The following is a 25,256-nucleotide window of genomic DNA, read 5'->3' as shown; positions in this document are numbered from 1 at the left end:
GTGCGGTCATGTCCCAGGGGCTGTTATCTTATTCTCCCTTATGGCACTGGATGGCCACATGGATCCGGGCCCCCGCAGAAGGATTGGATTGCCGCCGGAGAAGAAAGCGCTATAATGAATAATAAACAACCGGTCCAGCCCCGTGCCGATCCGCTTGGAGGTACATCATGAAATCAGGGCTTCGTTCCCTCATTGACCACATCCGCTTCCGGAAGCTCCGAAGAAGGTTCCTTGCCGCTATGCTGCTGGTCTCGCTGCCTCCCTTGTTCATTCTCGGCTATCTTTCCTTCAACAGTGCAAAGGATGCGCTGATGGAAACGAATACACAGACGATCGTGGAGCACCTGGAAACCTCCAGCGAGGTGGCCGATCTGCTGTTCCGCAATATTGTGAACTTGAACCGCGCCATTGTTGTGAACGACGAGATCCGCCAGGAGCTGATCGAAAGCGGGACGCGGCCGAACTATGAGCAGACGGATATGAAGGAATCCAGCGCCAACCGTCTGCAGAAGGTGATCAGCCACAATCTGTTCGACACGAGGTTCGTCAGCTCGATCTGTCTCATGAATATGGACTTTAAGATCTTCTGTTCGGGACGTTCGGATGATGCCGGAATCTATGAGCAGGGGGGCAAGCCCGAGTTGATCCGGCAATCCCCTTGGTTCCGGAGTGCGGAGCGCGCGCAGGGGGGAGTCGTCTTCCTCGGATACGATGTGTTCGGGGAAGCGAAGAATACGTTCTCCACCGTGAAGCTCTTCCGTGATGCCCAGAGTCCGAGCGGCGAGCCGATCGGCTATCTGATCGTGAACGTGTCGAATTCCATCTTCGGCAAGGTCTTCAATGCGACCAACGAATTCGGCGGGTTCATGGCGCTGGCTCCCGCGCAGGATCAAGTCCATGCGGTCTTCAATAATGCGCTTCCTCCGGGCGAGTTCCCCCCTTTACCGGATATGAACGCGGCGCTGGGCGTTCTGAAGGAGAATGGATATCTCGTTTCCCGGTATGAGAACCAGACGACGAGCTGGACCTTCCTTCACCTCATCCGGACGGAGGAGCTTCTCCGGAAGTCCGACCGGATCGGCCTGTATACGACGCTGATCGCCAGTTGTATGGCTCTCATTGCCATTATCATGTCGATCCTGATCTCCGGCAGCATTACCCGGCCGCTGCTTCAGATCAAGAAGATGATGCTGGAGTGGACTATCGGCACACGCAGCTGCTTGGCGGAGACTTTTGACAATGACGAGGTGGGGGCGATCGGGGAGACGTTCAAGCGGGTGGCCTCGGAGAACAAGGAGCTCGCCGAACGCATCGTGCAGTCCGAACTGAAAGAGAGGGAAGCCGAGCTGAGAGCGCTCCAGGCACAGATCAAGCCCCATTTTCTTTATAACACGCTCGACTCCATCTATTGGATGGCCGTCCTCCAGAAGAATCACGACATCGCCCAGATGGCGGTGTCTCTGTCCGAGAGCTTCAAGCTCAGCTTGAACAAGGGCCAGGAGATGATTCCGGTATACAAAGAACTGAAGCATATCGAACATTATATGACGATTCAGAACCTGAGATATGCTAACCGCTTTCATTATACGGTAGAAGTGGATCGTTCGGTGATGGGGATGGAGGTCATGAAGCTGCTTCTTCAGCCGCTGGTGGAGAATGCGATCTATCACGGGCTGGAGCCCAAGCTGGGAGAGGGAGGCATCCGGCTGACGGGTATCCAAGACGGGGACTATCTGCTGTTCACCGTAGAGGATGACGGGGTGGGCATGGCGGATATCGGAGTGACCGAGCAGGGCTACGGCCTGCGCAATGTCAGGGAGCGGCTGCAGCTGTCGTACGGCCCGAGCAGCTCGTTAACCGTCCTCAGTAAGGTGAATGAAGGGACCCGTATCGAGATTCGTTTTAGACCAAGTCAGACTCGTTTTAAACCAGGCCATTAGTCAGATTGAGCCATAGATTGGGACTAGAACTGTCGCAGACCAGATAGGGGGAGCTTCCGTGTTGAAAGCGGCCGTATTTGATGATGAATATATCGTACTTCAAGGCCTTCAGGCGATGATCGATTGGACGGGCCTCGGCATCGAGCTGGCCGGTACCGCAAGCGACGGGCTGGCCGCGCTGTCTCTCTTCAGGGAACAACGGCCCCATCTGATCTTCACGGATATCCGCATGCCGGGGATGGACGGTCTGCAGCTGATCGAGGCCGTCATGCGGGAAGCGCCTGAGACGTACTGCATCGTATTCAGCGGCTTCAACGAATTCGAATACGTGAAGCGTGCGATCGACCTGGGGGTTGTGGACTATCTGGAGAAGCCGATTACGATCCAGAGCATCGAGAGGGCGATTCACAAAGTCCTTGGCCGCGTCAGCGAGCAGAAAGAACGGGATGCGATGAAGCGGATCGTCGAGGAGAGCTCCAGGGAACTGCTGGAGAAGGCGGTGCTGGAGCTGCTCCTGACCGGGGAAGAGGCGGAAGGCCGGTGGAGGGAATGCTTCGGCCCGCATGCTCGTGAAGTGGCCGCCGTCACCGTTCTGGCCGCGGCATCGGATGCGTTCGCCTGCCCGGACCATCCGGCCTACCGGTGCGTCTCTATCCGGCACGGGCAGGAGCGCCTTCTTGCGCTCTTCCATTTTCTCCCTCCCGGGCAGGAGCTGTGGGACCGGCTCTTAAGCGAGTCGGAGCAGGCAGGCACGGCGGTCGGCTGCGGCCGGACTTACACGCGGCCAGCGGAAGCCGCGGAGAGCTACCAGGAAGCCTCCCGTGCGCTGCAGTCGGCCCGCTTCCTGGGGGAGAACGGGATGATCCGCTTCGAGGATCTCGGCGATCGGATCACGGCGCCCGAGGGTCTGTCCGAGCGGGAGGAGGCGGTCATCCTCAGTCTGCGTTCCGGCAACCGGGCGGGCTTCATGGAGCAGGCCGAGAGCTTCCTGCGCTGGATCCAGGCCGGCAAGCTGGATCTGGATGTGGCCGAACACGAGATGCTGAAGCTGATCTACCTGGCTGCAGAGGAATCCAAGAAGAACGCAGGCGAGGCTTCGTCCGGTCTGTGGGGGGGCTTCAGGCCGCACTCCGAGTTCCGCGAGATGGCGGGGAAGTGGGAGATGGCCGCCTGGTTCCGCAGCCAGATGGAGCGAATCGCCGATGGGAGCATGCATGCCCGTGAGGACACGAAGCATGCATCCGTATCCCGTGCGCGGGAGTACATCGAGCGCAACGGGACCCGGGATGTGACGCTGCAGGAAGTGGCGGAGCACGTCGGCATGAACCCGACCTACTTCAGCGTGCTCTTCAAGGAAGAGATGGGAGAGTCATACATCAAGTTCCTGACCCGGTACCGCATGGAGCTGGCGAAGTCCTTGCTGCTGCAGGGCCTGAAGGTCCAGGAGGTCAGCCGGAAGGTCGGCTATCACACCTACCGCCATTTTTCGGAGGTGTTCAAAAGATATACCGGTGTGACGCCGGGCCAGTATAAGGATGCTTCCGGGCTTCCTGCGCCTCCTGCGTAGGAGGCTTCTTTTATTTTCCCGTTCTGTAGAGATGCCCTTTTGTATGATAACGCTCCCAAAAAAAACGGACGCTAAACCAAATTATGACCCACTGCCGGATAGCAAGACAACGGGCTACAATAAGAAGCACAGGGGAAAACGCTCCAGCATGGGAACGAAACTCAAATAGGATCGAGGGGGATGAAGCGGATGAGACAAAAGAAGAAGATGATATCGGTGCTGTCGGCGGCGGCATTGGCTGCAGGGGTACTTGCAGGCTGCGGCGGCGCCGTGGACAACGAGGAAGCGGCCGGCGGTGCACCCTCTCCGGGGGAGGGTAAAAAAGTAACGATCTCCCTGCTGACCGACAACTCTCAGGATTCCGTCAACCAGGCCAAAGGGGTCATCGAAGCATTCCAGGCTAAATATCCGAACATCAAAGTCGAGCATGAGACGCGTCCTGGCGGCGGCGAAGGCGACAATCTCGTGAAGACGCGTCTGGCAACCGGCGATATGACGGACGTGTTCTGGTATAATGCCGGCTCACTCATGCAAGCGCTTAATCCGGAGCAGAACCTCTTGGATTTGACGAATGAACCGTTCATGAACCATGTGGTGGAATCCTTCAAGCCAACGGTTACGTTCAATAACAAAATGTTTGCGGGGCCGATTGGCTCCACGATGGGCGGGGGCTGGTTGTACAACAAGAAGGTATATGCACAACTGGGGCTGACCGTGCCGAAGACGTGGGCGGAGCTCATGGCGAACAATGAGAAAATCAAGGGGGCGGGCATCACGCCGGTCATCGGCTCCTTCAAGGATGACTGGACGACCCAGATCGTCGTCCTGGCGGATTATTATAACGTCCAGGCGCAGGCTCCGAAGTTCGCGGACGACTATACGGCGAACAAAGCGAAGTTCGCGGATACGCCGGCGGTACTGAGAAGCTTCGAGAAGCTCGAGGAGATTGGGAAGAAGGGATACTTCAACAAGGATTTCCTCGCCACGACCTATGATGCCGGCGTGAAGCTGCTCGCCGAAGGCAAGGGGGCTCACTACCCGATGCTCACCTTTGCGATTCCGGTGATTGAACAGAACTACCCGGAGTATATCGGCGATATCGGCATCTTCGCCCAGCCTGGGGACAGCGCAGATGTCAACGGCCTGACGGTATGGGTATCGAACGGGGCGTACATCTACAAGGAGGGCAAGCATATCGAGGAAGCGAAGAAGTTCGTCGAATTCACCTCGTCCGTCGAAGGCCTCGAAGCGCTGATGAAGGTGTCGAAGCCGACGGGCCCGCTGCTGGTCAAGGGCGCGAAGCTTCCGGACAATGTACCCCAGGTAGTCAAGGATATGATGCCTTACTTTGACACGGGTAAGACGGCGCCGGCGCTGGAGTTCGTCTCCCCGGTCAAGGGACCGAGCCTCCCGCAGATAACAACCGAGGTAGGAGCGGGCTTCAAGCCCGCTAAGGAAGGTGCGCAGCTCTACGACAAGGATGTGGAGAAGCAGGCGAAGCAGCTCGGCCTGCAGGGCTGGTAAGCCGCTGCCGATGATGACCGGGAGAGCCGGCCCGGGGGTACCCGCTGTACGGGCCGGTCCGCCTCCTGAAGGATTGGAGTGGAGAGACGAATGACCACGATATTCAAACGCACGTATTCCTACTATTTTCTGCTGCCTGCAGCCCTGGTCTATATCGCCATCTTTCTGGTGCCGACCCTCATGTCGTTCTTCTTCAGCCTCACCCGCTGGTCGCTGATCGAGTGGAAGTTCATCGGGCTCGAGAACTTCATCACCTTCTTCGAAGAGCCTTCGCTGCGGATCGGATTCAAGAACACCCTGCTCTACGCCGTGGTCACCTGCGTGCTCAAGGTAGTGCTCGGTCTGCTGCTCGGCGTCTTCCTGACATCCAAAATCAGAACCAAGGGCTACCTGCGGTCGGTCATCTTCTTCCCAACGTTGGTCAGTACGATTGCGGTCGGTCTGGCGTTCAGCATGATGATGCACCCGACGCAGGGGCTCATCAACACGACGCTGGCGAAGCTCGGTATCGCCGGGCCCGATTGGCTCGGCAATCCGGATCTGGCGCTGATCTCGGTAGCGCTCGTGGATGTGTGGAAGGGCGTAGGCTTCGCCACCGTGATCTATATCGCCGGGATTCTCTCGATCCCTGAGGAGTATTATGAAGCGCTGCAAATCGACGGCGGCGGCGCATGGCATAAGTTCTGGAGCATCATCGTGCCACTGAGCCGGCCGGCCACCAACTCCGTCATTATCCTCTCCTTCATCGGGGGCCTGCGTTCGTTCGATCTCGTGTGGGCGATGACCAAGGGCGGCCCGGGCTTCTCGACGGACCTCATCGCTTCGATCATCTACAAGCAGTACCAGGGAGGCTTCTACGGACTGGCTACGGCCGGCAACGTGATCCTGTTCCTCTTCGTCACGATGTTTGCCTTCCCGCTCTACATGTACCTGAACCGGAAGGAGGCCGAGCTATGAACAGAGGGATAAGGAGGTGGGGCGGGGAGTTCGCAGCCGTCGGCATGACCGTCGTCCTGTTCTGGATTCCGTTCTACTTCATCATCGTCAACGCCATGAAGAATACGAAGGAGTCGTCCCTGCTGAATCTGGCCTGGCCATCTTCGATTCATCTGTGGGACAACATCAAGCAGGTCGTCGAGGCGCGGGATTATATGCTGCTGCGGGCGTTCTACAACTCTGCGGTCCTGACCGTGCTGTCGATCCTTGTGCTCGTGATCGTCTGCGCGATGTCCGGCTATGTCATGCAGCGCCGGACCGACAAGGCCACGCCGTGGATCAACTTCCTCGTTCTGTCGGGGCTTATCATTCCCCCGGCGATCGTGCCTACGATCTGGGTGCTGGACAGCGTCGGCTTGTTCAAGACGATGACCGGGCTTGTCCTGGTCGAGGTGGCGCTGGGATTCCCGTTCTGCGTGCTGCTCTACAAAGGCTTCATGTCCGCCATCCCGCGGGAGATCGATGAGGCGGCGATTGTGGATGGATGCAGCGGAGCATCGCTGTTCTTCCGGATCATTCTCCCGCTGCTGCAGCCGGTTACCGCAACGATCATCGTGACTTCTTCCGTAGGGATCTTCAACGACTTCACGAACCCGCTATACTTTTTCCCGGGCTCCAAGAATGCAACCGTACAGCTTACGCTCTATAATTTCTCGAGTCAGTACGTCACGCAGTGGAACCTGCTCTTCACGAATATTCTGTTGATTACGCTGCCGCCGCTGCTGCTCTTTATCTTCTTCAACAAAAAGATCGTCGCAGGAATGACCGCCGGGTCCGTCAAAGGATAGGGACAGCGTGTGATGGCATCGGATTATCTGTAATCGGGACCGGAGAATGTATACCAATCCAATCATAATGGAGTGTGCAAACCCATGGGAGCCTTAACCGTTGAACGTGTAACATGCGAGTATCGTACGAATCCGCTCGGCCTCTCTGCCGCACAGCCGCGGCTCAGCTGGGAGCTGAGCTCGGACCGCCGGGGGACGCTCCAGCGCGCCTGCCGGATCGTGGTGGCCGCCGGCGAGGACCGCTTCGATGAACCGCTCTGGGACTCGGGCCGTACGGAGTCGGACCAGTCCATTCAGGTGGCGTATGCCGGCCCTGAACTGCAGAGCCGCACCAGGTACTATTACCGTGTGAAGGTATGGGACAACCACGGCCGCGAGTCGGAGTGGAGTGCCGCGGCATGGTGGGAGATGGGGCTGCTCCGGGAGGAGGAGTGGACCGCGAAGTGGATCACGCCGGAAGCGGGCGGCATCGACCCGCAGGAGGAAGCGGCGTTCCTGCTGCGCCGGGGCTTCGAGCTTGGCGGGGAGATCGCTTCCGCCTGGATCTATGCGACGGCGGCGGGCGTGTATGAGCTCTATGTGAACGGCGAGCGGGTCTCGGATGAGGAGCTCGCGCCGGGCTGGACCAGCTACCTGAACCGGCTCCAGTACCAGACGTATGACGTCACGGAGCTGCTGCAGCCGGGGAGCAACGCGGCGGGCATCCGGCTCGGGGACGGCTGGTATAAGAGCGGGATGGGTTTCGAGGGCAAGAACTTCAAGTACGGCGACCGCCGGGCGGCGCTGCTGCAGCTGTATGTGCGGTACAAAGACGGCAGGGAAGAGGTGATCGCGACCGATAAGGCGTGGCAGGCCGCGCTAGGCGGCATTCGGTACTCGACGATCTATCATGGCGAGACGTATGACGCCCGGCTGGAGCCTGCGGGATGGAGCGCGGCGGAGCCTGCTGCAGACAGCGGCGACTGGAGGCCGGTGGAGGAGCTGGACCTGCCGCTTCACACCCTGGTCGCGCAGGAGAATACGCCTGTGCGGGTGACGGAGCGTCTGCGTCCCGTATCCGCCTTCGTCACGCCGGCCGGCGACCATGTGCTCGACATGGGCCAGAACATGGTCGGCCGCATGCGCTTCGAGGTCACGGCACCGGCAGGCACGCGGATTGTGCTGCGCCATGCTGAGGTGCTCGATAAGGACGGTAACATCTACTTCGGCAATCTGCGCCCGGCGAAGCAGACGGTAGAATACTTATGCCAGGGCGGCGGAGGGACGGAGAGCTACGCGCCGCATTTCTCGTTCATGGGATTCCGCTATGTCCAGGTGGAAGGCTTCCCCGGACAGGAGAACGGGCTGCCGCTGGAGGCGTTCACCGGCGAGGTGATGCACTCCGATATGGAGCCGGCGGGCGAGTTCGAATGCTCGAATGAGCTCGTGAACCAGCTCCAGCGGAACATCCAGTGGGGCCAGCGGGGCAACTTCCTCGATGTGCCGACCGACTGCCCGCAGCGCGACGAGCGGCTCGGTTGGACCGGCGATGCCCAGGTGTTCATCGGCACGGCGCTGTTCAACTACCAGGGCGGTCCTTTCTTCACGAAGTGGCTGCGTGACCTGAAGGCGGAGCAGCTGCCGGACGGCGGCGTGCCGTTCGTCGTCCCCGATGTGGTCGGCGGCGCCAGCTCGGCCGCCTGGGGCGATGCCGCGGTGATCTGCCCGTGGACCGTGTACCGGCACTACGACGACCGCCGCCTGCTGGCTGAGCAGTATGACAGCATGAAGGCCTGGGTCGAGTATATCCGGGCCCAGGGCGAGAGCGAATACCTATGGAACACCGGCTTCCACTTCGGCGACTGGCTTGCACTCGATGCCAAGGAGAACAGCTACATCGGGTCAACCCCGACGGCACTGGTGGCCACGGCTTATTACGCGCATTCGACGCGTCTGCTCCGGGATTCGGCTGCCGTACTTGGGCATGAGGAAGATGCTCGCCGGTACGGGGAGCTGCACGAAGGCATCGTCCGCGCGTTCCGCGAGGAGTTCGTCACGGCCACGGGCCGGATCGCTTCGCCGACGCAGACGGCACATGTGCTGGCGTTGATGTTCGAGCTCGTAGACGACCGCGTGAAGGCGCGGGTGGCGAAGGATCTGAACGACCTCATCGCGGAGAACGGATACCACCTGTCGACGGGCTTCGTGGGCACGCCTTACCTGTGCTTCGCCCTCTCGAACAGCGGCTGCCACGATACCGCCGTGAAGCTGCTCCTGCAGGAAAGCTATCCGGGCTGGCTGTATTCCGTCTCCAAGGGCGCGACGACGATCTGGGAGCACTGGGACAGCATTAAGCCGGACGGCTCGTTCTGGAGCGATGACATGAACTCCTTCAACCACTATGCCTACGGTGCGATCGGGGAGTGGATGTACCGGAAGGTAGCCGGCCTCGATATGGATACTTCCGTTCCGGCTTACAAGCGGATTCGTATCGAGCCGCTGTTCGGCGGCCGGAATCTCACGCATGCCAGAGCAGCGCACAAGTCGATGTACGGGCGGATCGAATCGGGCTGGCGCGTGAACGGGGAGGAAATCGAGGTGTTCCTGGAGGTTCCGGCGAACACGACGGCGGAAGTCGTCCTGAAGTGCGCTGCCCTCTCCGGCCTGAAGGAAGGCCAGAGCGATGCCGCATCTGCGGAGGGAGTGGAATCGGCTGCCGAGACGGGGCAGGGGGTTCGTCTGACTGTAGGCTCGGGGACGTACCGGTTCCGCTACCCGGCTGCGGGATTGTTCCAAGTGACCTATACCGCAGAGAGCAAGCTTCAGGAGCTGCTGGACGATGTTACGGCCGCTGAAGTGATGAAGAAGCACATGCCTCAGTTGTTCGGCAGCCCGGCGCTGAACTTCGTCAAGAATTACAGCCTGAAGCAGCTCACCGAGAATGCGATGGCGAGCGTGTCGCGGGGGCAGGTTGAAGCGGTCTTGGCCGAGCTAGGCAAGTAAGGTCTCAAGCGGGAGGTGGGGCGGCTGTAACAGCCAAGACATGCAGGGTTTCCGGCAGCAGCCCCCCATGCGTGAATAGGAAGAAGCAGACGGGATCTGATAAGCTCCCCATACAGCTATGACCAAGAATCGCTCTACAACGTGGGATGAGAGGTCGATATCGTTCACTATTGCCTCGATAATCAGCACGACTATCATACATAAGACAGCGGGCCGGTTTCAGGTCTCCTACCAGCCCCTTGTATTCGAGATGTTCCAGAACCGCCGCTTCAGCATGGGGCTGCGAGCAGGGTTGGCCGGCGGGCGCGGGATATCCCGGCTGTGCGCCTCGAACAGGTTCGGAAAGTGCGCAGGACCGTTGTCGGTATCTTGCTATTCTATTCGCCGGTGGGTACACGAGGCGTCAAGAGAGGGTATACTTGGGGGAGAGGTGACCGGGCTGACGGTGACGGAATTCCGGCAAGACAATATCCACCTGCGGAGGTGTTATCGAGTGGAAAGAACAGCCAACAAGACCGTCAAAACCATCTTATGGACGGGGAACTTTCACCCAAAGTCTGCGTGCGTGTGCGCGGTGGGGGCGGTAATCGGAGCCGATCCGATAAGGATCACCGGGAACTGTAGGCGCGTGATGCGTGAGAACGGGGCATTCGCCGGCTACCGGGGCGGGCCCGCCATGAAGGCACAGCTGCTGGTGCTTGGACAGAAAGAGGTAAGCGGCGGAGAGGTTGTGCCCCATGCCTAACGCTGCAGCTGAACGCCTGAGCGGATTGGACTGGCCTTCGCTGCATGACATGCTGGATGGGCAGGGGTACGCGGTGCTGCCTGCTCTGCTGGATACGGACCAATGCAGAGACCTTATTGGCACCTATGATGAGGAGGGCCGCTTCCGCAGCACCATCGATATGGCCAGATACCGCTTCGGCGCCGGCGAGTACAAATATTATGCGCACCCCCTGCCGGATGTGCTGGGGCAGCTGCGCCACGGGCTCTATCCCGGGCTGGCGGAGGCGGCGAACCGGTGGCTGGCGCAGCTCGGTCAGGAGCCCCGGTATCCGGCGGCCTTGGACGAATTCCTGGAAGAATGCCATAGGCAGGGACAGCAGCGCCCCACCCCCTTGATCCTAAAGTACGAAGCAGGAGGATACAACTGCCTGCACCAGGATTTATACGGGGAAGTGTACTTTCCTTTTCAGGTGGTGGTCGCCTTGAATTCGAAGGAGGAAGACTATACCGGAGGAGAATTTCTGCTCGTGGAGCAGCGTCCGAGAGCACAAAGCAGGGGACAGGTGATCTCCTTGGCGCAGGGCGACGCCCTCATTTTTCCCACGAATCACAGGCCTGTATCCGGCACCCGGGGCTATTACAAGACGACGCTCCGGCATGGGGTCAGCACGATCAACTCGGGAAGGAGGTACAGTCTCGGAATCATATTCCATGACGCCAAGTGACGACGATGAGCGAGCTATTATACAAATCCCCGAAGTCGCTGTTGAACAAAGGAACCGGCTTTCTTGCGGACTACACGCATTCCCTGAATCCTTATACCGGCTGTTCCTTCGCCTGTTCCTACTGTTATGTGCGGCGGATGCCGGTCGCCCTGTTCCGTGAGGGGGCTTGGGGTTCCTGGGTGGACGTCAAGCAGGGGGCTGCGGAGCTGCTCCGCAAAGAGCTTCGAAGGGCCAAAGCCAAGGGGAAGGTAACGATCTTCATGTCCTCTTCTACCGATCCTTACCAGCCGGCCGAGGTGAAGGAGAAGGTAACGAGGTGCCTGCTGGAGGTGATGGCGGAGGAACCGCCGGATTTTCTCCTCGTACAGACCCGCAGTCCGCTGGTCCGAAGGGATATCGATCTCTTGGTGCTCCTGAAGGACAGGGTGCGCGTCAGCCTGACCGTGGAGACCGACCTGGAGGAGATCCGCAGACGGTTCACGCCCAAGGCCCCGCCGATTCCGGCCAGGCTCAAGACGCTGCAGCTGCTCGCTGACGCGGGTGTGCCGGCACAAGCTGCGCTGGCACCCCTCCTGCCGAGCAGCGAGAGGTTCGCCGGGATATTGGCCGACTTGGTCGACCGGGTGTGCATAGACGATTATTATATGGGAGACGGCAGTGGAGGCAGGCGAACGGCCAAGTTAGGAGTCCGGGCCATCTACGAGGAATTGGGATTGGAGGCGTGGATGGAACCTTCTGCGCACCAGATGGTGTACGACCGGCTCCGGCAGGTGTTTCGCGAGGATCAGCTGTATGTGAGCCAGGAGGGGTTCGCCCCGTAGTGGGGGAAGATGCCAGGATAGCGTAGGAAGCCTTCCAGGAGGGGAGACAGGTCTGATTGGTTTATAACCAAGACGGGATCCCCTTCTGGAAGCTTGAGAATCTGGGCGCTAAGGAACGGTCGAAGTAAATCAAAGTTCAGGCTGCGAGCGCTGACAACTCATTGGAGCTTCAGCGACATCACCAGTGAATCCAGTTCCTTCGTCTGGGAGTTAGCTCGAAATAGGTCTCCATTAATATGTAAATTGCTTGGATATACGATCTCTGCGTCTTTTGTTTTTATGGTTAAGCTATACAGATACCCAAACGTCGGTTCTTGATTTTCCGAAATCTTTAATTTAACCTGTTTAAGCTTCTCAGCAATTGTATGAATTTCATTTTGATCTTTCACTTCAATTTTTGAGCCATCTCCGTACTGTACTGCAATGGACTGAATACCTTCAAAATTATTGTTCAATAATTCAGTCAATTCGAGCGTGTCATCCAATCGAAAGCTGCCCAGCACGATCTCATTTCTAAATTCATCAAACCAAATGGGTAGTTTTAATGTTTCAGCAATAACTCTTAGGGAAACATAATTATTTCCATTGTAATTGAATACTTCGAATCCTTCTTGTTTGAGATCAATATCCTTGTCTTTATACATTAGTGTTACATTGGATTTTAGAACTTGCAGAGTTTCAGAAGCATACGCAGCAGCTGAGAATGAAACGGTTACACCGAACAGGAATCCAATGAAATATTTCCTCAATTTTTATCGCCTCCCTGCAACATTGGACGTAATAAAAATAGTAAGATGTTGCAGTATCCTTGAATCGATTAAAGGTGGCCTATTGGGGGGAGATGTTCCATTAGCTACTTATCTATACAGCCCAAAGAACCCGTCACAGAAGTGACAGGTTCTTTGGGCTGTACCAGAGATCCCATCAAGACAGTATGGAATCTGCTGCTCCTTCATCCATATACGAGATCACCCGGCCGTCGTCCAGCCGGACCCAGGTATCGAAGGAGAGGGCACCCGCATGCAGGCGGATCATCCGGGCACCGCGGGGGAATCCCTCTTGGCCGTAGGTATTGTAGCCCGTGGCCCGGCCGTAACAAAGCTTGATTCCGTGCAGATCCCCGCAGTAATCGTTGATATGGTCGTGGCCGGCGAACGTGCCAAGCATCGTGCCCCGCTCGAGCATGGCGCCGAACATCCCGGCATTGACCGTGGAGCAGCAGACCTCTTCGTTCTTGCTGCCGCTGCAGCCCCCGAGGTTCCAGACCTCCTTATATTCAGGCAGCGGAATATGAAAGAAGGCCAGAGAAGGCACGGGGCGGCCATGGAATGCCTGGGACAATGTCCGCGAATCTTCCATGTACCAGGCGACTTGGTCGTGCTTCAGCCAGTCGTATCCTTTCACGCCGGGGAAAGGGCACATCTCCCCTGTGTCGAAGAAATACAGGCTGGCCGCCGGGGTGCCTTCCTGGTCCAGTACGGTCAGCCGGTAATTGCCGGTACCGGGAAGGCCGCTCCGTCCCCGTTCGGTGACCGTATGCCTGTGCTCCAGGATGACGTCCATAAGCTCATCCCTCGAGATCCGGTTCTCGGTATCGTGGTTGCCGAAGACGGCTGCCCAGGGGATGCCCCGGGCTTCGACAGCACTTACCGCATCCCGGAAGGCCTGTGCGGGATCCCTGCACTCGGTCTCTCCGGGAGCGACGGTTCCGGTGTAGATGATGTCTCCCGTGAAGACGACGAGATCCGGATGCTCCGCATCCAATACGGATTCCATCAAAGCGAAGGAGCGCTGATCCGGTTCGCCGCCGTCTTTCCAGTGAACATCCGTGAACTGGGTAACGGTGAAGGTACCGTCTTCCCGAAAGGAGAGTTTCCTTTTCATTACATAGCCTCCCCAGGCAGCTAGGTTGAATGATGTGGTTTTTTGACTGTTCATTGTGGTTTTGTGCTAATAGTATAATGCCGATAAGGGGTTGTCAACACGGATTATCCATGATTTATTGACAAGCAGAAGGGATTCCCTATAGGATAAAAGTAACGAAGTCACATAAAACCACAAGATCCAACAAGGGCACCTAAAGGGAGGGAGCGTTGATTATGAAAGTGGATTTTCATTTGCACCTGGAAGAGGGGCCTTATTCGGCCGGATGGCTGCACCGGACCGTACGGGCGCTGGAGAATGTATACGGCGGGCGGGACGGAGGGAAGGCGGAGCCCCATACGCTGGCTTGGGCGGAGCACATGGCCCGGCTGCTGCAGGAGAGACTCGCGAAGGGCTGCTTCCATGAGAGCTGGCTCGGGCATTACTTTGAGCTGGGGCGGCAACGAGGCATCGAGCGGTTTGGCATGCTGGATCACGGATACCGGTTCGCCGAATTCCGGCCGTATTACGAGAAGCATATGATCGTGGATGACACGCCGCTTGGCCGGCGGCAGAGGGAGTGGCTGGACCGCGTAGGCATCGGGTCGATCGAGCCCTTCATTGAAGCCGTGAAGAAAGCGCAGCGCGACGGGCATCCGGTCTCCTTGGGGCTGGAGGCGGATTATTTTCCCGGAGGGGAAGACGAGCTCCAAGAGCTGCTGGCGGCCTACGAGCTGGATTACGTCATAGGCTCCGTGCACTTTTTGGACGGCTGGGGCTTCGATAATCCGGATACGCAGGAGCTCTTCCGGGAGAAGGATCTGCTCGCGTTATACCGGCAGCTCTTCGGGTGCGTTCAATCCGCAGCGGCCTCCGGTTTGTTCGATATCATCGCCCATCTGGACAACCTGAAGGTGTTCGGCTACCGGCTGGCCGAGGAACTGCTGATGCCCATGTACGAAGAGACGGCACGAGCACTGAAGGCGGCGGACGTGGCGACGGAGATCAACACGGGGCTCGCTTACCGGTATCCGGTGAAGGAGGCCTGCCCGAGTCCGGCGTTCTTGGATGTGCTGCATCGTCACGGCGTGCCGGTTACCCTCAGTTCGGATTCCCATTATCCCGACGATATCGGCACCATGCTGGATGAAGCGGGCGACCTGCTGGAGCGGACGGGATACAGGGAGATCGTGTACTTCAAGGAGCGGCAGCGCATCGCCGTACCGCTTAGATAGCCATGCTGCTTTTTACTAACTCGACTGGCGGTGGATAGACGTGTCTCTTTCATATGAAGAGCGGCGCAGGAAAATTGTAGAGGACTTGACGAAGCACGAGCAGGTCAAAGTGCCCCTGCTTGCGGAGGAGCTTGGCGTCTCGATGGAGACGATCCGCCGGGATCTGGAGCGCCTCGATCAAGAAGGGGTATTGAAGAAGGTCTACGGGGGCGCCGTATTGGCACGGTCGAATGCGCCGGAACCGCCCTTCGAACAGAAGAAGCTGCTGCATCTGAACGAGAAGCAGGCGATCGGTAGACTCGCCGCATCGCTAGTTGAAGACGGGGACAACATCATGCTCGGCAACGGGACAACGCCGCTTGAGATGGTCAGGCACCTCTCCGCCCGGACGGGCGTTACGCTGGTGACCCACTCGGTACCGGTGCTTACTCTGGCGCTGGAGGTGTTCCCGGGGCGGATCCTGTTCATCGGCGGGGAAGTGAACCGGGGCCAGCAGACGGCGAACGGGCCGCTTGCGGAGAACATGCTGGGGCAGCTCAAAGTCAACAAAACCTTCATCTCGGCCGGCGGCGTGTCGAGCGTGGATGGCATTACGGACTACGATCTCCACGAGGCGAGCATCTCGCGCAAAATGATGGAGCGGTCCCAGGAGCGGATCATTCTGGCGGATCATTCGAAGCTCGGCAAATCGATGCTGGCCCATGTCTGTCCCCTGGACGCCGCTTCGATCTTCGTCACGGATGGGGCCCTCTCTCCCGAGTGGCGCTCCCTGTTCGCGGAGCGGGGAGTGGAAGTGCTCGTGGCCGGGTCCGCCGCCGGCTGAGCCGGGGGAGCGGTCCGGTCCTGGCATGGCCCTCAGGCAGCCAGTGCGGCACCGGGCTGGCCCATCCAGATGTAGAGGGACATCAGGCCGAAGAGCAGGATACAGAAGTTCACGACCACGAACATACAGCGCAGGACGGGGGAGTCATGAAGCCGGTATAGGGTGCGGCTCCCCTCGCTGCCATCGATCAGGAACATGAGCAGCAGCGTGTGCACGGCCGTATGTCCGACAATCTCGGTGAATCCGAACACGGTGGTAGTGGTAAGGAAGAGGCCGGTGAGCAGCAGCGCCGTGAACCGGTTCATCAGGCCTACGATGAAGGCCCAGGCCAAGCCGAGCTCAATGAAGGCGGAGATCAGCACGAAGTCCTCGACCGTGAATCCCAGGGTAGGAAGACCGTACTCATGCATTAGAGAACAAGCGAGCTTCGCCAGCGTCATCTTCTCCATTGCCAGCCAAGCGAGAGACAAGCCTGTACAGGCATAGAGTACGGGCAGCCCTGTAGCGCTCCAGCGGCTGTTGGCCGTGAACAGGTAGTAGATGATGCCGATGTAGAACAGGTAGTCGAGCAGATGAAACACGCCGAATTTTGAAAGCGCATACATATACAGCAGAGCTAAGGCGGTTCCACTGACTGCAAGCCCCCTAAGGTGCAAGAGTCCAAGGAATGCAACGATCAGCAGGGCATAAACCCACCAAGTGTGAACGGCAAACGAAGGGGCCAAGAATGTGCCGGTGGCGAGTTGGAGGAGCAGTGCGATGCCGAGACCCACACGCAGGATGAGCATAAGATAAGGCCGGAGCCGGTTCAGCAGGCGGTGAACCCGGCGGACTGCGCCGAGGCGGGCGATGGAATCGTTCAGGATGGCGGAGAGGAGCAAAGCGGCCAACGTGACGACCAGCCAGAGCCAGAACGCGGGCGTAATCACTTTGGCGAGCGGCTGCGGCTGCCAGTTGGTGTCCGCCGTGAACCATTTGACATGGGTATACAGGATGTTCCAGGTCTGAAGCAACGGAGTCATATGGGTAAGCACCTCTTTTGTCACAGGATGGCAGGGCGCTGCCTTCTGCCCCAGAAGTTAGCAGTCCGGTCATTGAGCGCATGTAGTTGGGAGCAAGGCAGCAGGGCGGGCGAGTCAGGGCCGGAAATTGGGGCAATCAACGACATGAGCAAATGAAACAAAATGAACGAATATGAACAATAGGGCGCTTTCATTTTCATATAACATTTTCGTGTTTTTACATGAATTTCTTATTGTTATATATAAAATCATATCTAATGAATTGTTATTAATCAATACAAATAATGGAAATAAAATCGATTACTCCACTAAGAATAATAAAAATTTGTTGATTTTTGGTGTATTTCGTAATAATTCAGCGGAATATTCTGTTGCTTGCCCGAAGGAATGCTTCCTGAATGAAAATAATGCAACTCAAAACGAAAATTATTTTCTCGCATGAAAATAAATTGAAACATACGATTGAGAGGGATCAGGGGTCAGGCTTCTCGGCATCCTGCCAAAATACCGGGGAGCAGGAGATAGAGAGGAGGGCTATCTTCGGGGATTAACATGGACAGGGAGAGCGGGGGGTATGGACGAGGGCAACCTGAAGTAGACCGGGGGTGTATGGACGAGGGCAACCTGAAGTAGACCGGGGGTGTATGGACGAGGACAACCTGAAATAGACCGGGGGGCGCCGGCCAGGAGCGATAGCCAAGAGCCGGACTGCCGTCTTGGATGGCGTCCGGCTCTTATACGTGTCCGCTGCTGCGCAGAGCTCCACTCCCGGCGGGCGCTGTTCGCCGCACGTCGTCTGTCGGCTAAGCAGGCGCTTCAACCCGGCGACCGCGCCTTGACGGTGCGGGCATACTCGGAGGGCGGCATGCCGGTCATCTTCTTGAAATCCCGCGAGAAGTAATGGATGCTAGCATACCCCAGCTTCTCGGCGATTTGGGTGAAGTTATAGCGCTCCTCGCGGATCAGGGATTTGGCTTCTTCCGCCTTCATGCGCTTGAAGTGCTCGAGCACGCTCACGCCCAGCTGCGACTGGAACAGCTCCTTGAGCCGGCTCTTGCCAAGGTGGAACTCCCGGCAGAGCTGGTCGAGCGACAAGGGCTCCGCGATCCGGCGCCCCATGTAGTCCATGATAGACGAGATGAGCTGCTTCTCCGCGTTCTCCTTCTGGAGAGAGGAGAGCTTGGCGGGCGCCCGCGTTGTTCCGTCACTGCGGCTGCCAAGCCGGATCAGCGAGATGAGCAGCAGCTCGAGGTAGGCCTTCATCGCCTGTTCGCTGCCGAACGGAGCTTCGGGCCGGAGCACTAGCGTATGCACTGCGGGATCACCCCACGGCGGCAGGAAGGCGCGGGTCCCCTCCGTGAGCAGCAGGGAGAACAGATCGCGTTCGCGGTCCGTGACAGACATCGTCCGGTCCCTGAAGTAAGCCATAGCCGGGGAGGCGCATTCGAACGCGATGACGATAAGATTGGGCGGTTTGTGGTGCTTCTGCACGCGGACCGAATGGAATTCATCCGGCTTGTGGAAGATCATCTGCCCCTGCCGCAGTTCCAGCGTCCGGTCGTCGGCCTGAACCTCCACCGTCCCCTTGTCACATAGAGCAGCTCCCAGAAGTCATGCTGCTCTCCGGAGAAGACGAAGCCTTGGGCGTATTCGAAGTAATGGAACGAGATCAGGTGTTCTATGCGGACGGCCTCGCTGAGCCGCGTCCGGGGAAACTACATCGCCGTCATCCCTTTCCGGTAAGCGTATCCTTGGTATTGATTGTAGCATACGGAAGCTAAGCTTGGGTGAATCCATGGGAAGGTGAAAGTGATGTTGGAAGTGAAGTTGAGTTGATCTAAAAGCGAGTCTAAAATACAAAAGAAACGGCTTTTTGGATAAAGGCACCGCGTGCTTCCTTCCTTATAATTAGACTACCAAGGGAGGCGAGTCTCATGAAAAAGGGAATCAATATCTGGTCATTCCCCGGCGGCATGTCCCTCAGGGAGTCGATGCGTACCGCGAAGGACGCCGGGTTCGAGGGCATCGAACTGGCACTTGCCGAGAAGGGCGAGCTTAGCCTGGAGAGCCCGGAGCAGGAGATCCGGGAGCTGCGCCGGCGGGCGGATGACGAAGGCATCGAACTGACGAGCCTGGCCAGCGGGCTGTACTGGGATTACCCGCTGACGAGCTCACGGGCCGAAGTGCTCGGCAAAGCCAGGGATATCGTCCGCAAGCAGCTGGAGGCGGCGGCGGTGATCGGCGTGGACACCATCCTCGTCGTTCCCGGCGCTGTGGGGGTGGACTTTATACCAGGCGCCGAAGTCGTACCTTACGACCGGGCTTATGACTACGCCCTGGAGGCGTTCTCCCGGCTGGCGAAGGAAGCGGAGGCCCACAGGATCTCCATCGGCATCGAGAATGTGTGGAACAAGTTCCTGCTGTCGCCGCTGGAGCTGCGGGACTTCATCGATAAGATCGGCTCCGGCTATGTCGGCTCCTATCTCGATGTGGGGAACGTGCTTGCTTCCGGGTACCCGGAGCATTGGATCTCCATCTTGAACCGGCGCATCAAGAAGGTGCACTTCAAGGATTACCGCCGGGCTGCCGGGGGACTGCACGGCTTCGTCGACCTGCTCGCCGGCGATGTGGACTATCCGGCCGTCGTCGCCGCGCTGGGGGAGGTCGGCTATACGGACTACGTCATAGCAGAGATGATTCCTCCTTACACGCACCACCCGGCCCAGATCCTATACAACACTTCGGCTTCCATGAACGCCATCTTGGGGAGGAACTAAGTCATGCTGAAGATCGGACTGATCGGACTCGGCTTCATGGGAAGAACCCACTTGGAGAATTACCTGCGGCTAGAGGCGGAGGGACTCGATATTCGGGTGGCTGCCGTCTGCGACGCGGACCCGGAGAAGCTGCAGGGCCAAGGGACCGCCGGCAATATCGGAACGGCAGGGGAAGAGATTGACTTGGGGCGCTTCGCGCGGTATTCCAGCATCACGGACATGCTGGAGCTGGAGGAATTGGATGCCGTGGACATTACGCTTCCGACATATCTGCATGCCGAGGTCTCCGTCCAGTGCCTGGAGAAAGGGCTGCATGTGCTCTGCGAGAAGCCTATGGCGATGCATGCCGGCGAGTGCGAGGAGATGGTCCGCGCGGCGGAACACTGCGGCAGGCAGCTTCTCGTCGGGCAGTGCCTGCGCTTCTGGCCGGCATACGTCTATCTGAAGGAAGTGATCGACAGCCGGGTCTACGGGGAGGTCATCAGCGGGTCTTTCTTCCGCGGAGGCGCTACGCCGACCTGGGGCCCCTGGCTGATGCAGAAGGAGAAGAGCGGCGGGGCGCTGATGGATATGCATGTGCATGATACCGATGCGATCCATTGGCTGTTCGGCAAGCCCCGGGCTGTCTCGTGTCTCGGCAAGAATGTCGTGCCGGGCAGCGGATACGACACCGTATCCACGAACTATGCGTACGATGATGGCAAAGTGATCCATGCGGGGGCTGACTGGACCCTGGGAGGGGATTTTGGCTTCGAGATGAGCTACCGGGTGAACTTGGAGGGGGGCAATCTCGTATTCCGGAACGATGCCGTACAGGTGAACCCCCAAGGCGCCAAGGGTTTCACGGCGGAGCTGTCGCCCGAGATGGGGTACTACCTGGAGCTTCAATACTTCGTGGAGACGCTGCTGCGCGGAGAACCTGTGGCGAGAGCTGCGGGCTCGGAGGTCAAAGGGACCATCGAGATCGTCGAAGCGGAGCTGGCTTCCGCAGACCGGGGCGGCGCGTGGGTTGAGGTGGAGTAGCGCATGAGGACATCGACTATAGGATCGGATGGCGTCTTGGGTTAGCCCCCGGGACGCATTTTTCTTTTGGGTGGGATACATTTACAACAGCTTCGTCTTGTGGTACCCTGAATCTGAACCTTTCTAGACGATACCGTACAATAGGGGGTGGACACGAATGCCTAAAGTGATTGCAACCGAAGCGCAGTGGATTCAGGCAGGCGTGGAACGGTTTGCCCAGGGGGGAGAGGGGGCGCTTGTCATCGAAAAAATGGCGGGGGCCTTGGGCTGCAGCAAAAGCAGCTTTTATTGGTATTTTAAAGATCGGACTACGCTGCTGAAGCGGGTCGTTGAAGAATGGAAGGAGAGGGCGACGAACCAAGTGATCGACTCTACTTCCCCGGATTCGCTTCCAGACGAACGCATCGTTTCGCTGCTGAAGCATATGTTCTCCTCCACCGGACACGGTGATTTTCTATTCTACCTGCGCCAGCTGTCCCTAACCGACGAGGCCTGCCGGCGATTCCTGGATGAGGTCGAAACGTTGAGGCTGGATCACATGAGCGGGCTGCTCAGGCAAAAGGGGCTGCCGGCAGAGAAAGCCGCCCGCAGGTCACGGCTGCTCTATCATTATTATTTGGGGTGGTATGAGCGGCACAAGAATGAAACGATATCCGAAGAAGATCTGCTATATCACGTGAAGATGATCTGGGAAGAATTCGTAGTGTCCTGAGGAGGAGGGGTTATGTCTGAGGTGCTGGCAGGGGCGGTAAGCGGGGTATTGTTTCTTCTGAGCGGTGTGCATCTGTACTGGTTATTCGGCGGCAGGATGGGACATGGGGCTGTCATCCCGAGCACGGAGCAGGGACCTCTGTTTCGTCCCAGGCCTCTCTCTGTGGCGGTTGTCGCGGCCCTTCTTGCTTTCGCCGCCTGGTTGGCTCTTGAACTGGGCGGAAGCATCCGGCTCCTTTATTCCGATCCTCTTTTGACTTGGGGCGGCTGGCTTCTATCGGTCGTTTTTATCTTAAGGGGCCTTGGGGATTGGAAGTGGGTCGGCGTGTTCAAGCGGAAGAAAGGGACCCCCTTTGCCAAGTGGGACAGTATGGTCTATTCGCCGCTTTGTTTGCTGCTCGGAGGCGCTCTGTTCGCCCTGATGCGGATGAGATAGATAAGGATGCAGCAAGAAAGGGTAGGCCGGTTAGCGGCCTACCCTTGTTCTATACTAGTTTACGTATACCTGGTTCAGTGCATATTTGCCATTATCCGGCTGCGGAGGATGATACGAAAGTCTTCTTGCTGATTTGCATCTCTGGGTCTTCCGGGACGCTTCGCTCGCGGGCTCTGCCTTCGCGCACTCTTATTCAATAAATATGACGGAATAATGAACATAAAATCTAAAATAATCGCTTTATTTCATTATAATTTATTGAAAATAAAACCAATATTAGATATTATGACTCATATAGTACATACTAAATATAATAATTGCGTCATAATAGAAGACGCGAAAGAGCGGAGGAGACGGACGGATGAGAAAACAGAGACTGCTGTTCTTCACGGAAGGCCATGCGGGCATGAAAACCCTGCTTGGGGGAAAGGGAGCCAATCTGGCGGAGATGACAAGGGCGGGGCTTCCGGTGCCCCCGGGCTTCACGGTGACAACGGAAGCTTGCCGGGACTATTTTGCCGCGGGGAATCAGCTGCCCGAAGGGCTCATGGATGAAGTCGCTTCCGCCATGGCGGCCATCGAGGGCCTTAAGGGGCAAGGCTTCGGCCGGGCGGAGGCGCCGCTGCTGGTATCGGTCCGCTCGGGGGCGGTCCATTCCATGCCGGGCATGATGGACACGATTCTCAATCTCGGGCTCAATGATGAGACGGTGAAGGGCCTAGCGGCCGCTGCGGGCAATCCCAGATTCGCGTATGATTGCTACCGGCGGCTGCTGCAGATGTTCGGCAGTGTCGTGTTCGAGATCGAACTCTACCACTTCGAGCGGGAGCTGCGGCTCTGCAAGAGCGAGCAGGGCTGCCGCGAAGACAGCGAGCTTAGTGCGGAGAGTCTGGCAGAGCTGTGCGCGGCGTACCAGCGGATCATCAAGAAGAAGGCGGGCGTGGCGTTCCCGCAAGGGGTGTACGACCAGCTGCAGATGGCGATCGAAGCGGTCTTCCGCTCCTGGAACAACCCCAGGGCGATCGTATACCGGAAGCTGAACCGCATTCCGGATCATCAGGGCACGGCCGTCAATATCCAGTCGATGGTATTCGGCAATCTGGGGCCTGCGAGCGGGACGGGCGTGCTGTTCACCCGCAATCCTTCTACAGGCGAGAAGGTACTGTACGGCGAGTATCTGATGAACGCGCAGGGGGAGGACGTCGTAGCGGGCATCCGGACGCCGCAGCCGATCGCGGGTCTCGGGGAGGAGCAGGCGGAGCTGCACAGACAGATCGGGGAAGTGGCGAGCAGGCTCGAAGGGCATTACCGGGATATGCAGGATATTGAATTCACGATCGAGAACGGCAAGCTCTACATTCTGCAGACGCGCAGCGGCAAAAGGACGGCCCAGGCGGCCGTGAAGATTGCGGCGGATCTCGTGGAGGAGGGCGTGATCTCCAAGGCAGAGGCGATCGGGCGTATCGAAGTGAGCCACCTGGACCAGCTGCTGCATCGATCCATAGACGAGGGCCAGGAGCTGAACGTGCTGGCGACCGGACTGCCGGCTTCGCCGGGTGCCGCTACGGGCCAAGTCGTCTTCGATGCCGACACGGCAGAGGAGTGGGCGAGAGCCGGCCGTCAGGTGCTGCTCGTCCGGGCGGAGACGACACCGGAGGACATACACGGCGTGCTGGCCGCTGCCGGCATACTCACCACGCGGGGCGGCATGACCAGCCATGCGGCAGTGGTCGCCCGCGGCATGGGCAAGCCGTGCGTCTGCGGCTGCGAAGCGCTTCGCATCGGAGACGGGGGCTTCACGATCGGCCAGACGCGGGTGAACGAGGGAGACTGGGTCTCCATCGACGGCGCGACCGGCCGGGTCATTCTCGGGCAGCTGCTTCTTCAGGAGCCCGAGATCTCGGCGGAGCTGTCCACGCTGCTCGCATGGGCCGACGAGATCCGCCGCCTGAAGGTGCTCACGAACGCCGATACGCCGGAGGATGCGGCGAAGGCTAGAGAGCTCGGCGCCGAAGGCATCGGCCTCTGCCGGACAGAGCATATGTTCATGTCCGCAGAGCGGGTGCCTGTCGTCCAGGAGATGATCCTGGCCGAGGACGGAGAGGCCCGCCGTGCGGCCCTCGGCAGGTTGCTGCCGATGCAGCAGGAGGACTTCGAGGGGATCTTCCGCTCGATGGCCGGCCTTCCGGTCACGGTCCGGCTGCTGGATCCGCCGCTGCACGAGTTCCTGCCGGGACTCGAGCAGCTGATCCTCCAGCAGGCCCGCCTCACCTTCGATCCTTCCTCCGACAAAGCGGAGAAGGATAAGGTCGACAAGCTGCTGCGCAAGGTGCGGAATCTCCACGAGATGAATCCGATGCTTGGCACGCGGGGCTGCCGTCTCGGCATTCTCTTCGAGGAGATCTACGAGATGCAGGTCGAGGCCTTGTTCCTGGCGGTGCTGACCTGCCTTGCGGAAGGAGTCGAAGTGCTTCCCGAGGTCATGATTCCGCTCGTCGGTCACGCGAATGAGCTGAAGCGCATGCGCGAGCTCGTCGACCGGACGGCCGCCCGGGTGCTCGGCGAGCGGCTGCCGCAGGTGGACTACCGCGTCGGCACGATGATCGAGGTGCCGCGGGCCGCCATCACGGCGGCACAGATCGCAAAGCACGCGGACTTCTTCTCCTTCGGGACGAACGACCTGACCCAGATGACGTTCGGCTACAGCCGCGACGACGCCGAGGGCAAGTTCCTGACCCACTATGTCGACCACAAGCTGCTGCCGGAGAATCCGTTCCAGGTGCTGGACGAAGAGGGAGTCGGCGAGCTGATCCTCTGGGCCGTGGACAAGGGGCGCTCCGTGAAGCCGGACCTCAAGACCGGCGTCTGCGGAGAGCACGGCGGGGATAAGGACTCGATCTTCTTCTGCCACGAAGCGGGGCTGGACTATGTCAGCTGCTCCCCGTACCGGGTGCCGCTGGCCCGCATTGCCGCCGCGCAGGCGCAGATCGCCTCCGCAGAGCGGCAGGCGTCCCAGGCGGATGAGCGGGAGAGAGTGCAGACGGCTTAGGGGAATCTGTCAGAATCAGGCAGGCCATTACAAATCAACGTACCAAGTGAACCGGCTGCAGAGAGCAGCCGGTTTTTGGCGTGAAATTCTACACTAAGAATCCCAACTGCAGAACCCGGTAAGAAAAGTCCCTCTAGCGGGGGAGAATCTAAATTTACAAATATGTTTATTTTTTCATGCAATGGCGCTATATTAGATGGTATGCAAAGAGCAGGACAGCTCATCAATACTGATAAAAGAAGTCTGTA

At 58.5% G+C, this 25,256-nt stretch carries 21 protein-coding genes; 16 read left to right on the top strand and 5 right to left on the bottom strand.

Features of this window, described 5'->3' with window-relative positions:
- The first annotated feature begins 167 nt into the window (after positions 1 to 167).
- The 9 genes from O9H32_RS02195 to O9H32_RS02155 all read left to right on the top strand — a co-directional run bounded on the left by O9H32_RS02195 (position 168) and on the right by O9H32_RS02155 (position 12,069).
- Positions 168 to 1,940, top strand: coding sequence for a sensor histidine kinase (locus tag O9H32_RS02195; protein ID WP_269864086.1), 1,773 nt, complete (start codon positions 168 to 170; stop codon positions 1,938 to 1,940).
- 58 nt (positions 1,941 to 1,998) lie between these two features.
- Positions 1,999 to 3,507 carry a response regulator transcription factor gene (locus O9H32_RS02190; protein WP_269864085.1) on the top strand — a complete coding sequence of 503 codons (1,509 nt, stop codon included), beginning with the start codon at positions 1,999 to 2,001 and terminating at the stop codon, positions 3,505 to 3,507.
- A 189-nt stretch (positions 3,508 to 3,696) separates the two neighbouring features.
- Positions 3,697 to 5,031 carry an ABC transporter substrate-binding protein gene (locus O9H32_RS02185; protein ID WP_269864084.1) on the top strand — a complete coding sequence of 445 codons (1,335 nt, stop codon included), beginning with the start codon at positions 3,697 to 3,699 and terminating at the stop codon, positions 5,029 to 5,031.
- A gap of 90 nt (positions 5,032 to 5,121) precedes the next feature.
- Complete coding sequence (locus tag O9H32_RS02180) at positions 5,122 to 5,988, top strand: carbohydrate ABC transporter permease (protein WP_269864082.1); 867 nt, start codon at positions 5,122 to 5,124, stop codon at positions 5,986 to 5,988.
- The gene (locus O9H32_RS02175) at positions 5,985 to 6,815 is read left to right on the top strand and encodes a carbohydrate ABC transporter permease (protein WP_269864081.1); all 831 of its coding nucleotides are present in this window, start codon (positions 5,985 to 5,987) and stop codon (positions 6,813 to 6,815) included. The genes O9H32_RS02180 and O9H32_RS02175 overlap by 4 nt, the downstream gene beginning before the upstream one ends.
- Positions 6,816 to 6,899: 84 nt before the next feature.
- The gene (locus tag O9H32_RS02170; RefSeq protein ID WP_269864080.1) at positions 6,900 to 9,797 is read left to right on the top strand and encodes an alpha-L-rhamnosidase; all 2,898 of its coding nucleotides are present in this window, start codon (positions 6,900 to 6,902) and stop codon (positions 9,795 to 9,797) included.
- Positions 9,798 to 10,290: 493 nt separating this feature from the next.
- A complete protein-coding gene (locus O9H32_RS02165) occupies positions 10,291 to 10,542 on the top strand; it encodes an MGMT family protein (RefSeq protein ID WP_269864079.1) in 252 nt (83 codons plus the stop codon).
- A complete protein-coding gene (locus tag O9H32_RS02160; RefSeq protein ID WP_269864078.1) occupies positions 10,535 to 11,248 on the top strand; it encodes a 2OG-Fe(II) oxygenase in 714 nt (237 codons plus the stop codon). The genes O9H32_RS02165 and O9H32_RS02160 overlap by 8 nt, the downstream gene beginning before the upstream one ends.
- 5 nt (positions 11,249 to 11,253) lie before the next feature.
- On the top strand, positions 11,254 to 12,069 hold the full coding sequence (locus O9H32_RS02155; RefSeq protein WP_269864315.1) for an SPL family radical SAM protein: 816 nt from the start codon (positions 11,254 to 11,256) through the stop codon (positions 12,067 to 12,069).
- Between the two features lie 158 nt (positions 12,070 to 12,227).
- On the opposite strand, the gene O9H32_RS02150 is transcribed toward O9H32_RS02155, so the two are convergent.
- Positions 12,228 to 12,818, bottom strand: a complete 591-nt coding sequence (locus O9H32_RS02150) for a hypothetical protein (RefSeq protein WP_269864077.1) — start codon at positions 12,816 to 12,818, stop codon at positions 12,228 to 12,230.
- Positions 12,819 to 12,993: 175 nt separating this feature from the next.
- A complete protein-coding gene (locus tag O9H32_RS02145; protein ID WP_269864076.1) occupies positions 12,994 to 13,953 on the bottom strand; it encodes a metallophosphoesterase family protein in 960 nt (319 codons plus the stop codon).
- Positions 13,954 to 14,168: 215 nt separating this feature from the next.
- Between O9H32_RS02145 and O9H32_RS02140 the strand changes: the two genes are divergently transcribed.
- Together O9H32_RS02140 and O9H32_RS02135 are read left to right on the top strand one after the other, a co-directional pair.
- Entirely contained in the window at positions 14,169 to 15,167 is a 999-nt protein-coding gene (locus O9H32_RS02140; protein WP_269864075.1) for a PHP domain-containing protein, read from the top strand.
- Positions 15,168 to 15,207: 40 nt separating this feature from the next.
- The gene (locus O9H32_RS02135; protein ID WP_269864074.1) at positions 15,208 to 15,990 is read left to right on the top strand and encodes a DeoR/GlpR family DNA-binding transcription regulator; all 783 of its coding nucleotides are present in this window, start codon (positions 15,208 to 15,210) and stop codon (positions 15,988 to 15,990) included.
- 32 nt (positions 15,991 to 16,022) lie between these two features.
- On the opposite strand, the gene O9H32_RS02130 is transcribed toward O9H32_RS02135, so the two are convergent.
- The 3 genes from O9H32_RS02130 to O9H32_RS32835 all read right to left on the bottom strand — a co-directional run bounded on the left by O9H32_RS02130 (position 16,023) and on the right by O9H32_RS32835 (position 18,682).
- Positions 16,023 to 17,012, bottom strand: a complete 990-nt coding sequence (locus O9H32_RS02130; protein WP_269864073.1) for a hypothetical protein — start codon at positions 17,010 to 17,012, stop codon at positions 16,023 to 16,025.
- 816 nt (positions 17,013 to 17,828) lie between these two features.
- Positions 17,829 to 18,590 (bottom strand): helix-turn-helix transcriptional regulator, encoded by a 762-nt coding sequence (locus O9H32_RS02125; protein ID WP_269864072.1) that lies wholly within the window; start codon positions 18,588 to 18,590, stop codon positions 17,829 to 17,831.
- Positions 18,539 to 18,682, bottom strand: a complete 144-nt coding sequence (locus tag O9H32_RS32835; protein ID WP_406627244.1) for an AraC family ligand binding domain-containing protein — start codon at positions 18,680 to 18,682, stop codon at positions 18,539 to 18,541. Before O9H32_RS32835 ends, O9H32_RS02125 begins: the two co-directional genes overlap by 52 nt.
- A 264-nt stretch (positions 18,683 to 18,946) precedes the next feature.
- Between O9H32_RS32835 and O9H32_RS02120 the strand changes: the two genes are divergently transcribed.
- The 5 genes from O9H32_RS02120 to ppdK all read left to right on the top strand — a co-directional run bounded on the left by O9H32_RS02120 (position 18,947) and on the right by ppdK (position 25,008).
- The gene (locus tag O9H32_RS02120) at positions 18,947 to 19,789 is read left to right on the top strand and encodes a sugar phosphate isomerase/epimerase family protein (RefSeq protein ID WP_269864071.1); all 843 of its coding nucleotides are present in this window, start codon (positions 18,947 to 18,949) and stop codon (positions 19,787 to 19,789) included.
- A 3-nt stretch (positions 19,790 to 19,792) separates the two neighbouring features.
- Positions 19,793 to 20,812, top strand: a complete 1,020-nt coding sequence (locus tag O9H32_RS02115; protein WP_269864070.1) for a Gfo/Idh/MocA family protein — start codon at positions 19,793 to 19,795, stop codon at positions 20,810 to 20,812.
- A gap of 157 nt (positions 20,813 to 20,969) precedes the next feature.
- The gene (locus tag O9H32_RS02110) at positions 20,970 to 21,524 is read left to right on the top strand and encodes a TetR/AcrR family transcriptional regulator (RefSeq protein ID WP_269864069.1); all 555 of its coding nucleotides are present in this window, start codon (positions 20,970 to 20,972) and stop codon (positions 21,522 to 21,524) included.
- A 12-nt stretch (positions 21,525 to 21,536) separates the two neighbouring features.
- Positions 21,537 to 21,959: a DUF3995 domain-containing protein gene (locus tag O9H32_RS02105; RefSeq protein ID WP_269864068.1), complete on the top strand. Its 423-nt coding sequence runs from the start codon at positions 21,537 to 21,539 to the stop codon at positions 21,957 to 21,959.
- Between the two features lie 361 nt (positions 21,960 to 22,320).
- Complete coding sequence (ppdK, locus tag O9H32_RS02100; protein WP_269864067.1) at positions 22,321 to 25,008, top strand: pyruvate, phosphate dikinase; 2,688 nt, start codon at positions 22,321 to 22,323, stop codon at positions 25,006 to 25,008.
- Positions 25,009 to 25,256: the final 248 nt, after the last annotated feature.

It is taken from the genome of Paenibacillus caseinilyticus, assembly GCF_027533645.1.
GTDB classification, from domain to species: domain Bacteria; phylum Bacillota; class Bacilli; order Paenibacillales; family NBRC-103111; genus Paenibacillus_G; species Paenibacillus_G caseinilyticus.
The sequence above is the reverse complement of the archived record's forward strand: the minus strand, read 5'-3'. Positions and strand labels throughout refer to the sequence as shown.